The sequence below is a fragment of the Aliidiomarina iranensis genome (assembly GCF_003987135.1).
Lineage (GTDB): Bacteria > Pseudomonadota > Gammaproteobacteria > Enterobacterales > Alteromonadaceae > Aliidiomarina > Aliidiomarina iranensis.
In genome coordinates, this window is sequence record NZ_PIPJ01000001.1 from 563,022 (window position 1) to 576,520 (window position 13,499).

Consider the following 13,499-nt stretch of genomic DNA (forward strand, 5'->3'; position numbering starts at 1 on the left):
GTGAAGCACGCGACAAGCGCGTGTTCACGGCGTTATAAGCCATAGGAAAGATCGGTGTCCAAATCGTTAATAGGCAAACTCGATGTACTCAGCGTTTTTATTGCGTGGTTTTTGCTGCTCGCATTCCTTATCGCGCTGTGTTACGGCAAGTTATTCGCTCCACCGGAGGCTAGTGCGAGTCATTTGGTATACATCTTCGGTGCTTTTCTTGGCGCTTTAGTTGTACATATTGTGTTGGCATTGTTTAATCGTTGCCCTCACTGCAATAAGTGTTTAACCGTTCAAGGGTTTAAACCGCCACACCCAGCGTCAAGCGGTGATTGGACAAAAGTGGTTTGGCATTGGTTCTCTGGTTCTATAGTCTGTATTCATTGTGGGCAACGGGTAAATACAAATGGCTTATAACAAGTTGCTTAATTTCGTTCCGGCCACAAAAAGCGTGGCCTCCACTGGACTGCCTACGCTACGCTGCGGCAGCCAATTAGCAAAGCGTTATGAGATACCAGCATCATGATGAAGCACACTTTTAAAGCCCTGCTTTTTATGATTTCCGGCTGTGCATTCGCGGAAGGGCTACCAACAAATACAGAAGTGACGCCTGAGAATGCAGAAGCGTATTCTATCGAGTTGAATCAGATCGACTCTGGAAGCCCAGAAATCGATTTATATCAACTTGAATTCTCAGGTCAGCTTAACGAGTGCCCAGCGGGCCGAGTTCAAACATTTCTTTTCGATGGCGAAAATCAAATTTCAGGCTCCTCCATGGACTATAAGGTTGGAAGCTCGGAACCAAGTGTGCTACTTCACATGCCTGCATCGGGCTATGACATGGCGATTACTCTCCAATACTGTTGTTCGTCTGGATTATCTCCGGGGTGCAAGAGATCGCTTTCCATTGCGTCGGTCAAGGCTTTTGCAGCGGAATGAAGGCCGCTCATAACAATCGCAGGCACAGCGACGGCTTTTTCATTTCGGCTTCGCCTCCATTACAAAGCCACGCGTGCTGTGGGCGTTATGTGCTCAAGTTAATATCGGAGATTTGATGAAATATTTAATTTTACCAATGATTTTTCTTTTAACTGCATGTGCAAGCACTTCCAAAGAGCCTCAAAGTGTCGAGTTAGCCGGCAGAGTCTTGAGCTCTTATGTAAGTACGCCGTCAGGTATGCTCAAAGGCAACATTCTCCTTGTGAGCGATCCTCGTTCGATAGGGAAAATCGAAGCTGTTGGAAATGGGAACTCAACTAAATTATTTTTAGAACACGCCGACGCGAGTGTTTTAAGTGAGTTTGCTGGTAAGCAAGTTACTGTGATTGGAGAGCTTGAATTAAATCGTTTGGAAGCGTTTCGTACCGATTTTATTCTTAACGTCACAAAGATAGTTGAGCAGCCGTGAGGCACATAACAAATTGCTTAATTTCGTTCCGGCCACAAAGAGCGTGGCCTCCACTGGACAGCCTACGCTGCGCTGCGGCAGCCAATTAGCAAAGCGTTGGTATGATTCCCTTTGTCAACTCTGAACGCGTGCAGCCCTGGCACTTTTTCAGCCATAATCAGTTCTTTCTATTCTCAAGTAAATTGAGCTAACGCACCAGATGAGGCAGTAATGTCGTCGGTTGCTATGCTGGTATCCGTGGATTATTTATCTTGCGATAAACAGCGCCTACCTTACTCACTCCGCCGTAGCACCTTCTCATCAGTCTATGCTCGTGGGTCAATAACGAATTAGGTTATTGCCATCATAACGCCGTCGTGGGTTGTGCCACGTCCGCGGCCTGATCCGAATGCGTTAGCTCAAACCCGTTTATCATGCGGGTACCCGACTTAATCGAAGTTTTGGATTAACCGACGCGCTCTGGCATTGCCGCACTTGGTTATTGCACCTAAACGGCGCTTACCGCCGGAGGAGTGCTCGCCGGGAACTAAGCCGAGATAAGCCATCAGCTTTCTGGGGTGGTCGAAACGCTGTAAATCCCCAAGCTCGGCAATCACGCCGACAGCGACCAGTAGTCTGACACCGCGCATGGCCTGAACCGCCTTTACAACGGGATAATACCGCCACTGATAAACATGGTGGGTCAGTTCATTATCCAGTCGCTCCAGTCTCCGGATACGCTCCTCAACGGTTTGGAGCTGCTCTTGTAGAACAATTTGCTGAGCCGGGTGAGGTAATATCATTTCGGTCAGCCAGCGTAAATGCTTTTTTGACCAGTTGGCCGTGCCCTCATGATTAATATTGTTTCTGAGCAGCAGAGCTTTCAGTTGGTACTTCGCGTCCTTTAAGTCTTTCATCGCCGTTTCGCGAGCCCGGGATAAATCACGCACGGCTTCATAAACCACATGCAACGTGGCGCCGGGATACTTGGATTAAAACTGTCGTATCAGCTTTTTCAGACTGACTTTGGACGACGGGATACGACCATAATGGACGGGCGCGGCTCCTCGTTGCTCTTCACAATAGGCGACTTCGTTAAACTCTTTATGAGTATCCAACCCAAGAAAAATCATGCTATGTTTGTTTATGCTAGCCTCCAAATGATTTAGTCTTGAACAAACTAATTATGGCACTGGCTTTTAGCTAACCCAGGAAAATGCGGAGGCTAGCATTTGGCAGGGAGTCATTGTGTCTATGCTTCTTGACCGCACCTGTTAACTGGTGCTATTAATAGTGCCAAATCGTTGACGAGGTAATCACTATGCAAGTGAAATTTTCCGAGGATGTCATTCCTCTATCAGATCTGAAGATCAATCCAGGAAAGGTGGTTGGCCGAGCACAGGACACGCATCGCCCAATCCTGCTTACAAGTCGTGGCCGTGGCATAGCTGTGGTTCAGGGGCTCGAGGATTATGAGAAAACCGCAGAGGAATTGCGGTTTGTAAAGGCGGTGGCGCAGGGGCTAATGGATGTCCGCGAATGCAACACCGTATCGTTGGAGGACGCCAAGAGAACGTTGGGCATCAAGTAAATGGAATTACGCATAGCACAGTCTGCTCTTGAGGACTTAAAGGCTATTCAGGAGTATTACAGAGACCAGGGCGTGCCAAATATCGGTGATGATTTCTTGGCTGCTATTTTGGAGCATTATGAGATGCTTCAAATCCACCCTGATGCAGGCCGAGTTGTTCCTGAATTCAACATGGATCATATTCGTGAACTGATTCACGCGCCATTTCGAGCTGTCTACCTCAGGCAGGATAAAGAGGTTGTACTCATACGAGTCTGGCGGAGTGAGAGGCAGCTCGAATTACCAGAAAACGAAACATAACAAGCCATTCCAGTTCGTTCCGGCCTGCGACTTCCACCGGACGCCCCTGTCAGGGCGCCGCTGAATATTGGCGTTATTTGCATTATTAAATTAATTCTTATTTTATCGATGATTGGTCGGTGTTGACTCTAATGCAAGTTCTTTATTCCAGACATATTCAGACGGTTCAATGCAATAGATGTGATCTACGTTATCCGAAGAAAGAAACCGAATGCCCACATTGCAAGGATTTATCGGATTCAGAGTTAAGAGCTTTGAAGTTAGAAACTGAGCGCCAAGCAGATTCACACTCCAATCTCGAGAAATTAATGTTTGGAGCAGCTATCATAATCATGCTTGTTGTAGTTGTTCTTTTTGTATTGCTGTAACGGGCACATAACGTGCGCATTGTATGTTGTTTTTGGTGATTTTTATTTATCTTGTATTCAAACGAAGTAAATATTATCGCTATCAACAAGCCCATGCTGGGTCGCTTCTTACGCTAATTATTTAGGGCGTTGCGATACTAAACATATCATCCGCCTATCGATAGCAGGCTAAGTATGGAAAACATCGATGAATAGATACATAGTTCCTCTCTCGCTACTTAGCGTATTCTTTACTCCAGTGGTTGCTTACCCAGCACAGAATTCGATGAGCGAAATAAGCGAATATGCTGAGGTTCAGCAACGCTGGAGTTGCTATACGGCTGCTGATGCACAAGTGCGTGAGGAGCAGGTTACCGGCGGTATGCTTCCGTTAGTGGTATTTGATGGTGAAACTAAACCGGCTAGCATCGAGACGCGCATGGATTTGTCTAATGTTCCCGCCTTGTCCGTAGCGGTAATGCATAATGGTAAGCTGGATTGGAGCGCAGCTTGGGGTCAGCTACATACCAGTGGCGCAGATACTGATTGCGGTAGCCTTTTTCAATCGGGCTCAATTGCCAAGCCAGTTACATTGTTTGCCGCGCTGCGGATGGAAACAGAAGAGCTCATCGATTTTGACGAGAATATTGAAAACTACCTTTCATCGTTTAATCTGCCAGAAGGCCTTCAATCCGCAGAAAATCCCGTTACACTCGGTAATTTGCTTTCACATACAGCCGGTATAGCCCGAGGCGGCTATGCAGGGTATGCGCGGAACGAATCAATACCAACCGATCAACAGATCGTGCGGGGCGAAGCGCCAAGCAACTCGCGAAAAGTAGAAGTAGTAAGTGTACCAAATACTTCACTCGCTTATTCAGGCGGGGGCTATACGATTGTAGAAATAGCCTTGCAGGACCAGCAGCACAAACCTTTTGAGGAGATCATGCGCGAGTGGCTGCTCTTCCCGGTTGGTATGAAACAGGCTGACTTTACAGTCCCACTGCCCGATTCTAGTCATCCTCATACTGCTCACGGACACCAAATTGACGGCACTGCTATCGCTGGCGGCTGGAACAATTATCCCGAACAGGCAGCCGCCGGTCTTTGGGTGACAGCCACTGATTTGGCGTTGTTTTTGCTCGAGATTCATAAAGGTTACGAAGGAACGAGCAGCTTATTCACTCAAGCTAGTATCGGAAAACTACTATCTAACAAGGTAGAAAACCATACATACGGTTTCAGGTTAATTGGTGAAGGTGATATGGTTTTTATCACTCACTATGGAGCTACAGAAGGCTACAGAGCTGGTATTACCTTTAATTTGCAAACAGGTGATGGAGCAGTTTTTCTGGCTAACTCCAATAATGGTGCAAACCTTGGTGAAGAATTCTTCAACTCTGTTTCTCGTACCTATGAGTGGCCCGTGTTCCGAGAGAAGAAAGTTAAGCGAATAAATCAATCAGTTGAAGTATTGCAGTCACTCGCTGGAACTTATGTCTTCCCTAATCAAGGCTGGACGGTTTCTGTGCTTACGGAGCAAGACTCACTTAGGTTGGCATTTCCAGCGGGAAATCGTCTTCCTCTGGTGATGTTTCCGATCCAAGGTAACCCCTTAGAGTTCGCTCATGAAACTGGCGTTATCGCCAACTTCAGTGGTGAAGGGGCAGATATGAAGATTAAGTTGTTCGGACAAACCGGGCATCGGCAAGATTTAGTTGATTAGCATTACGTTAAAGTAGTTCTGTAATAGGCCACCGCCTTGCTCCAACTCGGTAACGGATTCTAACAAACGACGGGCGTTCTTTGGTGAGCGTAGGAGATATGAAGTCTCTTGCAACGCTTCATAATCGTCAAGGGAGATCATTACCACGGACTGCGATTTGCTCCGGGTGATGAAGTGCCGGAGTGGTATTAGCCCCGAAATGGCGCTTCGCTTGTCGAAAGCCTTAGGTCGAAGCCCTGAGAGTTGGTTGGCGATGCAGGATTCTTACGATTTATGGCATGCTGGAAAAAATCTGAGTTTAGATAAGGTGCAGAAGGTTGAGCTTACAGCTGCATAACAAGTCGCATCAGTACGCGCCTCTGTTGGCGGACGATACTAGTTTCCAAACTTCAGCACTAAGCAACGAAAATATTATAAATTCAAGGAAAATCAATGGTTCATGAACGCGATATGCCTTACTTGCGGCGCTGTGTGGAGCTTGCAGCAGAGGCGCTTGAGGCTGGTGATCAACCCTTTGGCTCTGTGCTAGTAGCTGCCAATGGTGAGGTTCTTTTAGAGGAACGAAATCGAGTGGTAACGTCGGATAGAACTCGGCATCCTGAAGTTGAACTAGCCCGTTGGGCGGCGATTAACATGACCCCTCAAGAAAGAGCTGCTGCAACCGTTTATACTTCCGGGGAGCATTGCCCGATGTGTTCGGCGGCCCATGGTTTGGTGGGCTTGGGGCGTATTGTGTTTGTGAGTTCGGCTCAGCAGTTAACAACATGGTTGGCTGAATTTGGTGCGCCTACGCCAAAAGTAAAACCACTTTCAGTAAATGAAGTTGTGCCCGGCGTGGTTGTTGATGGGCCAGTGCCGAGCTTAGCTGAAGCGGTGTATCGATTGCATCAGCGTTTACATCAAGGCTGAAAGTAACAAGGCATTAGAGCCAACACACAAAAGATTATTGAGCTACTGCGCCAGCTCTAATACCGCAAGCGCACTCACTCGCTCCTGAAAACGCACATCGGTAACTGAGCCGTTCTCGCCCTTGTAGTTCTCGAACCAGAGTTGCAGAATCTGCGGAATTGCCGGGTGTGTTTCAGTGAGCTCGGCAATATCGGTTACTGCGCCGAAAACTGGGTGGCTTGGGTCTACCGCGATAAGCTTATCGTCTTGTTCGCCGCCATCGAGCATTGTCATAATGCCGATAATCCGCACTGGGATCAGCGTGCCCTGTGGCAAAGGCGAACCGAGCACGAGAACATCAAGAGGATCGCCATCCCCACCTGCTGATTTTGATAATAGGGTATTTGGAATAATGCCGTAGTTCGCCGGGTAACCCAAAAACTCAACCCAACGTGGGCTACCGTTTTGCAGCTCCCACTCCAACCAATTCTCATTGTCGTGATTTTGCTGCCATTTCTGTTGGCTGCCACTGCTGATTTCAATCATCGCTAGGGTGAGGTTTTCGGCAACCGCCATTTGGCTTCCTGCAATCGGTTGCTGATTGGGAATACAATCTTTCAATTCAGCGGCGTTATTATCAAGTAACGCAAACGCGAGTTTACCTAGTTCGCGGTTATCGCAAATAAGTGCATCGAGTTCCCGCTCGGTACCCGCAACAAACTTACCCAGTTCGCCAGCGCTTCGTTGGCCGCCCGAGCCATTTTCATTGATTACTACGCTTCCGTTCATGCCACTCACATAGCCCGCTAATTTACTCAGCCAACGCATGTAGGCGTGTATATCCGTAAGATTAGCAGGAGGCTGTAACATTGCTTGTTGGCGCAAATGATTAGCCCAATAGAATTCAACAAATGGCACTGAGGGGTTGGGCTTGCGCCATACTAGATCGCGTAAAAAATACATGGCCGCCCGAAAATCATCGTTAGCCAGATTAGCCCGCCCGAGCGAAGCAGGTAGAGCCTGCCAGCTTATCATTTCGCCGTTAGCATCACGCAGCCATGTTAATTGATTTTGCTGCATCCAACGCCAGAATTCAGCCTCGGTAAGTTCTGATTTATCCGCCGTAATTAACACGCTCACCTGAAAGCTAGGGCCACCTTCGGGCATTTCATAAAACGTAGAAAACGTATGGTGGCCATCCGTTAGATAAAGCTGACCTCCCGGGCCTACCACAGCGGTTTTCAGATCGCTTTGTTTGCGAGCTTTGCCATCGCCTGTGCAGTTTGGTTGATCGCTACGCGCCTCCGGCGTTTGCTCTTGGCTTGCTCGGCCTAGCCCACGGGCCTCACAAATATCATCCAATTGTTTTTGTGGTTCAAAGCGATAGCGGTTGAGTTTATAAGCTACTTGGGCGTGCGCGATAACCCCTTGAGTGGGGTGCAACTCACGCAGTTCCACCTCAATCACCTGATTTACCCTCGGGGCTTGTGCTTGAGCATGGGCAACATTTGCAGTGAGTAACTGTAACAGAATAGCACTTGCAATCATGGCCGCTGCAATCCGCAGAGCGAGCGTTGAAACAGCACTGGGAAATTCACGAGGAAATGCATGAAAAAATGCATGAAATATTGGCATGAGAAGGTTTCGCTCCAGTTTATTTTATGCTTTCAATATAGCAACTTTTAATGACTATTCGATGACAAAACAGCGTCGATTCTTTGTCTTGTAACTGAATTGTCGCTGATCTGTAACAGGAACTGCGTAAAAGCGTCATTTAGTTTCTATACCGTTGTGCGGTCTTTTCATTACAATTTTATTGAAGGTACCCACAATGTTGCGAACGCCACGGTTCTCTCGAAAAGTAACTACGCAAGCAGTGCTACTTGCACTCGCTTTACCTATGGCTGGAGTAGTGCAAGCCGCTACTACAGTGCAAGGGGAAGTAAAAAATGCTAATGGCCAACCGCTAAGTGGTGTACAGGTTGAAATTCTTGGTACTGCACGTAGCGTATTTACGGATCAAGATGGCCGTTTTGTGCTTCGCCAAGTGGAAGATGGCAACGTTACTCTGCGTTTTCAGTACCTTGGTTTACCAAGTGTTGAGCAATCAGTTGAAGTAGCTGGGGCAAACACCGAGGTTCTTGATGTTGTACTAGCGCCGCGCGTTGAAAACATTGAGCGTATTCGCGTTACTGGTCAGCGGGAAGCGCAGAACCGAGCACTAAATGCGTATCGCGCTTCTGATGCGGTAGCTAGTTTCGTTGAAGCCGATGATATGGGCCAATTTGTAGATCAAAACGTGGCTGAATCTTTACAGCGCATTCCTGGAGCATCGATTTCTCGCGACCAAGGTGAAGGCCGCTTCGTAAGTGTGCGCGGTGTAGATGCTGGCCTGAGCACAGTAACTATCAACGGTATGCGTATTGGCACTCCGGAAAGTGGTTCACGAGCAGTGCCTTTAGATGTGATTCCCACTGGCTCGGTTGAAGGGATCTCGGTAGTAAAAGCACCAACGCCAAACATGCCTGGCGATGCCATAGGCGGTGCAGTAGATGTGCGTTCCGCATCACCATTTGATCGTGATGGCCGCAGTATTCGCTATCGTGCAGAAGCTTCGTACAATGAATTAAGTGGCGAAACCAGCCCGAAATTGCAGTTTAACTTCAGTGATGTATTGAATGATAACTTTGGCGTTTCATTTGGTGTGAACTATTTGGATCGTAAACTTGAATCTGACAATATCGAAGCGGAATACGATATGGTGGATTTCGAAGACGGCGAAGTTTTCTCTATAATTGAAGCGCAACAGCGCAAATACTTTGTGAACCGCGAACGTTTGGGTACAAACCTGAACTTAGAGTACCGCCCGGATAGCAACACCAAGTTTTTCGCTAATACTGTTTACAGCGTATTTAAAGATGCAGAAACGCGCCAGCGGAGCATTTATGTATTCGAAGATGGCGATTTAACTGAATTTGATGGTGAATTCGCTACTGTTTCGGAAATGCCAGAAGATGCATTCCGCCGCCGTATTCGTTTCCGCACGAAAGAACAAGATACGCTAGCCTTTACTGCCGGTGGTGAGCATATATTCGAAACTTGGGATCTAAGCTACCGCGCCGGTATTTCTACTACCAAGGAACGTGTGTTGGATGAAAACGAAGGCCGTTATGAGTATGATCAAGGTGATTTAGATGCTACCTACCGGATTGGCTCAGGTATTCCTACCTTCGAAATTTTGCGCAACGGTGTTGCCGATACTACCCACCTTGATAACGCCAACTATGTGCTAGATCGCGCAGTATTAGAGCCAAAAATCATTGACGACAACGAATATAGCGTTGGTTTTGATGCAACCTTCCCGTATGCCTTCAATAACCAAGCGCTAACACTGCAAGCAGGTGTTGATTTGCGTTGGAAAGATAAAGACGTTGATGTAAACGAAATCGAACTACGCAGTGTGCCAGACGCGCGTTTAGATGCGCTCACCATAACTTCACCAAGTTATGGTTTAGGTAATCTTGGCCAAGGTATTAGCTCGAGCCAGTACATTGATTTCTTCAATGCGAATCGGGGTGATTTCAATCTTCGCCCACAAGATGAGCAAGAAGCCATTGAGCTGCAAATTGCTGAAGATTTTGTGGCAGATGAAGATGTATTTGCGGGTTATTTAATGGCAACTTGGGATCTTGAGCATACTCGGGTGATTGCCGGTGCTCGTGTTGAGCGCACGAAATACTCAGCAACGGGTAATCAACTTGATTTCCTTGAAGATGGCAGCTTGCAAGTAACCGATCGTTCGGTATCTTCAGATTATACAAACGTACTGCCTGGCTTACACGTGGCTTATGATTTATCGCCAGATATGGTTTTACGCGGTGCGTGGACAAACACCATAGCGCGCCCGAGCTTCTCGGATATCTCACCACGCGCTTCGGTTGATCGCGAAGATAACGAGGTTGATTTAGGTAACCCCGATTTGAAACCTTACGAAGCCATGAACTTTGATTTGGTATTCGATTGGTACTACAACCAAGGCAGCGTACTCTCGGTAGGCGCGTTCTACAAAGATATTGATAACTATGTGGTAGAACTTACTTCAATTGATGTGCCTGAATTTGCCGGCTTTGATGTAACACGGCCAACCAATAGTACGAAAGCTTCGATTGCTGGTATGGAGTTTAACTTGCAGCACAGCTTTACATCAGAGGCCTTACAAGGCTTCCTAGTAGGCGCCAACTTAACCGTATTAGATACCGACTTAGAGCTGTTCGAACGCCCAGGTGAGAGCTTTGCTTTGCCTGACGCGGCAGAGCTATCGGGTAACTTATACGTAGGTTATGAGCGTGAGCGTTTTGGTACTCGTGTAAGCCTTTCTCACCGCGATAAAATGCTCACAGAAGTAGGTGATGATAGCCGCTATGATATCTATGTCACCGACCATACTCAGTTAGATTGGACGGCTTCATATAAAGTTAACGAAAACATTGAGCTGGTATTTGAAGTAACCAATATTACCGATGAGCCACTTGAGTTGTACCAAGGTTCTCCGAACTTAACGCTACAGTTTGAAGAATATGGCCGTACCTTCGCGGTTGGCTTTAAAGGCCGGTTTTAGTGGCTAAGGGCAAAAATAGCGAAGTTAAGTAACTTGCTGTTCGCCCAATTCTAAAATAGTTTTTGTTTACGTACTGAAAAAGCTGCCGAATGGCAGCTTTTTTTATGCTTATTCCAAACGGTGAACCTTTGTTTGCTCTAGAGTGCTATAAAAATGTGCATTCATCGGTTTCTGTTATATGCTCTTTGCAAGAAAATAAAACAGCATCAGGTTGCATGCCGTTTTACACGCAGGGGAAATGGAACTTTTTATCATGGCTGTGAATTTAAAAGCGCTCGCTCCGAAGCTGATTAATTTAATGTTAGATACAGTATTCGTTGTTGATCGTGATCACCAAATTGTATTTGTTAGCAATGCCTGTGAAAACTTGCTTGGCTACACAGCTGCTGAGCTAAAAGGCACTACGATTACTGATTACGTGCACCCAGACGATTTGGAAGCAACCAAAGATTCCATCAAACGCGCTGAGCAGGGCGAACCTCATAAAGATTTTCGTAATCGCTACATTCGAAAAGATGGGGCGATCGTTTATATTTTGTGGTCAGCTCGTTGGTATGAAGAAGAAAGTGTTCGTATTGGCGTAGCAAGAGATGTAACTGCCCTGAAAGAAGCCGAAGATGAGTTGCGTTTTTTGGCCCACCACGACCCTCTAACGGGATTAATCAACCGCTCATTGTTCAATGATCGGCTAAGGTCAGCGCTTAGCTCGGCTCGTCGCCGGCAATCAAATTTTGCCTTGTTGTTTCTTGATGTAAATAACTTCAAAGATATTAACGATGAGCACGGGCACTCCACAGGAGATGCTGTGTTGCAAGCGATAGGCCAGCGTTTGCAGGGGTGCTTACGGGAATCCGACACCGTAGCGCGTATGGGGGGTGATGAGTTTACCGTACTACTAACGGATATCAATTCTGTGGATGCGGTAACCACTGTTGTGCAACAAATCATGACAGTGATGGCAGAGCCTTTGGGGCCTGAGTTCCGGGGGCTAGAGATGCCCTCGTGTAGCATTGGCGTAGCCTGCTACCCGGATGATGGCGCCGACATTGATGCGCTGTTAAGCGTTGCCGATGGTAATATGTATGCGGTTAAACGCGGCCAAGCGGCCGAAGAAAAGCAATAGTTCACATGTAGCACGGTAAATAGATGACGTATTTAAAAAAATTAATCCTCCTTTGTGTTCTCATCACCATCAGCGTTGGCATTTACAATGCTTATAAGCCGCTTCCTTCCGGATTAGATTTTAGCGGTTCAACACATGCTGCTAAAAATGCTAAATTTCTATTCGATAGCACCTATCTCGATGCTCGCGGTGAACGTAAAATCGAGCAGCAAATTTTCGATGAAGTGCTTGCGATGATTGCCAACGCCCGAGAATTTGTATTGGTAGATATGTTTTTGTTTAACAATTTTCAGGGCGAATTGGGTGAAACTTATCGGCCGCTTTCCTCTGAGCTCACCGCAGCCCTCATTGCGCATAAACAACAATTCCCGCAAGTAGAAATGCATGTTATTTCGGATCCCTTGAATAGCTTATATGGCGGCCGCCCTTCGCCTCAATTTGCAGAGCTAGAGGCGGCGGGTATCACGGTAACTCTCACCAACTTAAGCCGTTTGCGTGATAGCAATCCACTATACTCTGCGTGGTGGCGAATATTTGCCCAACCTTTTGCCAATAGTGAAGGAACAACATTACCAAATCCCTTTACTGAGGGCCGTGTTTCTCTGCGTAGCTATTTGGCGTTGCTGAATTTTAAAGCAAACCATCGAAAAGTAATTCTCGCCGATAATAAACAAACGCTGAATGCACTGGTTACCTCGGCCAACCCCCACGATGGCAGCAGTGCTCACAGTAACGTGGCTTTGCGTTTTAGTGGGGCCGCAGCCTGGGATTTGTTGGCAACAGAAGCAGCGGTATTGGCGTTTTCAGATGGTCCGGAAATCGGTTATGGCAAAGGGAGAGTATCCGAGCCGGATGTAGCTGAGCCTGCATTGAATGAAGATACGGTTCGCTTACAGGTTGTTACGGAACGTTCGGTAGAGCGAGCTCTATTAGCTATTATTCACCAAGCCGAAGCGGGTGAGCAGCTGGATATGGCGGCTTTCTATTTATCTGATCGTCAGGTGATCCGCGCGTTACGCGAGGCATCATTACGCGGCGCACATGTTCGTGTATTGCTGGATGCCAATAAAGATGCTTTTGGCCGCGAGAAAAACGGTGTACCCAATCGTCCGGTAGCTCATGAACTTGTGCAAGCAGGCGTTGATGTCAGGTGGTGCGCTACAAATGGTGAGCAGTGCCACTCAAAATGGGTTTATCATGAAAATGCTGAGGGGCAGGGTACTATGCTGTTAGGCTCTACCAATTTTACCCGCCGCAATTTACACAACTTGAATCTCGAAACCAGTGTTGTGTTAAGTGGGGCGCTTACGGCAGAGCCTTTAGCACATGGCAAGCAGTGGTTCGATAACCAATGGCAGAACGTGGAGGGCAAGGAATTTAGCCTTAATTACGAGGTATATGCCAACGCTAGCCTTTGGTATCGGTTGCTTTATCGGGTGATGGAAGCCACTGGCCTTAGTACCTTTTAAGGTAACGTTCCGATGAGTGCAATCGAGCTTTAACCCATCGCTAAACGCGCAATTATTTTGCC

Annotated in this window: 12 protein-coding genes and 1 pseudogene; 10 read left to right on the forward strand and 3 right to left on the reverse strand. The window is 47.1% G+C overall.

What is annotated here, in order from left to right; all coding sequences use genetic code 11:
* Positions 1–510: 510 nt before the first annotated feature.
* Together CWE08_RS02565 and CWE08_RS02570 are read left to right on the forward strand one after the other, a co-directional pair.
* Positions 511–927 carry a hypothetical protein gene (locus tag CWE08_RS02565; RefSeq protein ID WP_126765292.1) on the forward strand — a complete coding sequence of 139 codons (417 nt, stop codon included), beginning with the start codon at positions 511–513 and terminating at the stop codon, positions 925–927.
* A gap of 115 nt (positions 928–1,042) precedes the next feature.
* Positions 1,043–1,396 carry a hypothetical protein gene (locus tag CWE08_RS02570; RefSeq protein ID WP_126765294.1) on the forward strand — a complete coding sequence of 118 codons (354 nt, stop codon included), beginning with the start codon at positions 1,043–1,045 and terminating at the stop codon, positions 1,394–1,396.
* Between the two features lie 443 nt (positions 1,397–1,839).
* On the opposite strand, the pseudogene CWE08_RS02575 reads toward CWE08_RS02570, so the two are convergent.
* Positions 1,840–2,523, reverse strand: a pseudogene (locus CWE08_RS02575) (transposase); the annotation flags it as partial.
* A 173-nt stretch (positions 2,524–2,696) separates the two neighbouring features.
* Here CWE08_RS02575 and CWE08_RS02580 point away from each other — a divergent pair.
* The 3 genes from CWE08_RS02580 (at position 2,697) to CWE08_RS02590 (ending at position 5,339) form a co-directional block, all read left to right on the forward strand.
* Positions 2,697–2,966 carry a type II toxin-antitoxin system Phd/YefM family antitoxin gene (locus tag CWE08_RS02580; RefSeq protein ID WP_126765296.1) on the forward strand — a complete coding sequence of 90 codons (270 nt, stop codon included), beginning with the start codon at positions 2,697–2,699 and terminating at the stop codon, positions 2,964–2,966.
* Positions 2,967–3,266, forward strand: a complete 300-nt coding sequence (locus CWE08_RS02585; protein ID WP_126765298.1) for a type II toxin-antitoxin system RelE/ParE family toxin — start codon at positions 2,967–2,969, stop codon at positions 3,264–3,266.
* Between the two features lie 555 nt (positions 3,267–3,821).
* Positions 3,822–5,339, forward strand: coding sequence for a serine hydrolase domain-containing protein (locus tag CWE08_RS02590; RefSeq protein ID WP_126765300.1), 1,518 nt, complete (start codon positions 3,822–3,824; stop codon positions 5,337–5,339).
* Here CWE08_RS02590 and CWE08_RS02595 read toward each other — a convergent pair.
* Positions 5,328–5,480, reverse strand: a complete 153-nt coding sequence (locus CWE08_RS02595; RefSeq protein WP_198677058.1) for a type II toxin-antitoxin system Phd/YefM family antitoxin — start codon at positions 5,478–5,480, stop codon at positions 5,328–5,330. The two genes, CWE08_RS02590 and CWE08_RS02595, sit on opposite strands and share 12 nt — an antisense overlap.
* Positions 5,481–5,550: 70 nt before the next feature.
* Between CWE08_RS02595 and CWE08_RS02600 the strand changes: the two genes are divergently transcribed.
* Positions 5,551–5,676 carry a helix-turn-helix domain-containing protein gene (locus tag CWE08_RS02600; protein WP_241973809.1) on the forward strand — a complete coding sequence of 42 codons (126 nt, stop codon included), beginning with the start codon at positions 5,551–5,553 and terminating at the stop codon, positions 5,674–5,676.
* A 95-nt stretch (positions 5,677–5,771) separates the two neighbouring features.
* Positions 5,772–6,248, forward strand: coding sequence for a nucleoside deaminase (locus tag CWE08_RS02605; protein WP_198677033.1), 477 nt, complete (start codon positions 5,772–5,774; stop codon positions 6,246–6,248).
* A 42-nt stretch (positions 6,249–6,290) separates the two neighbouring features.
* Here the strand turns inward: CWE08_RS02605 and CWE08_RS02610 are convergent, their stop codons facing one another.
* A complete protein-coding gene (locus tag CWE08_RS02610; RefSeq protein WP_126765304.1) occupies positions 6,291–7,862 on the reverse strand; it encodes a ParB-like protein in 1,572 nt (523 codons plus the stop codon).
* Between the two features lie 196 nt (positions 7,863–8,058).
* Here CWE08_RS02610 and CWE08_RS02615 point away from each other — a divergent pair, with 196 nt between their 5' ends.
* The 3 genes from CWE08_RS02615 to CWE08_RS02625 all read left to right on the forward strand — a co-directional run bounded on the left by CWE08_RS02615 (position 8,059) and on the right by CWE08_RS02625 (position 13,437).
* On the forward strand, positions 8,059–10,845 hold the full coding sequence (locus CWE08_RS02615) for a TonB-dependent receptor (RefSeq protein ID WP_126765305.1): 2,787 nt from the start codon (positions 8,059–8,061) through the stop codon (positions 10,843–10,845).
* 253 nt (positions 10,846–11,098) lie between these two features.
* The gene (locus tag CWE08_RS02620) at positions 11,099–11,968 is read left to right on the forward strand and encodes a sensor domain-containing diguanylate cyclase (protein WP_126765307.1); all 870 of its coding nucleotides are present in this window, start codon (positions 11,099–11,101) and stop codon (positions 11,966–11,968) included.
* A gap of 23 nt (positions 11,969–11,991) precedes the next feature.
* Positions 11,992–13,437, forward strand: coding sequence for a phospholipase D-like domain-containing protein (locus tag CWE08_RS02625; RefSeq protein ID WP_126765309.1), 1,446 nt, complete (start codon positions 11,992–11,994; stop codon positions 13,435–13,437).
* The last annotated feature ends 62 nt before the right edge of the window (positions 13,438–13,499 follow it).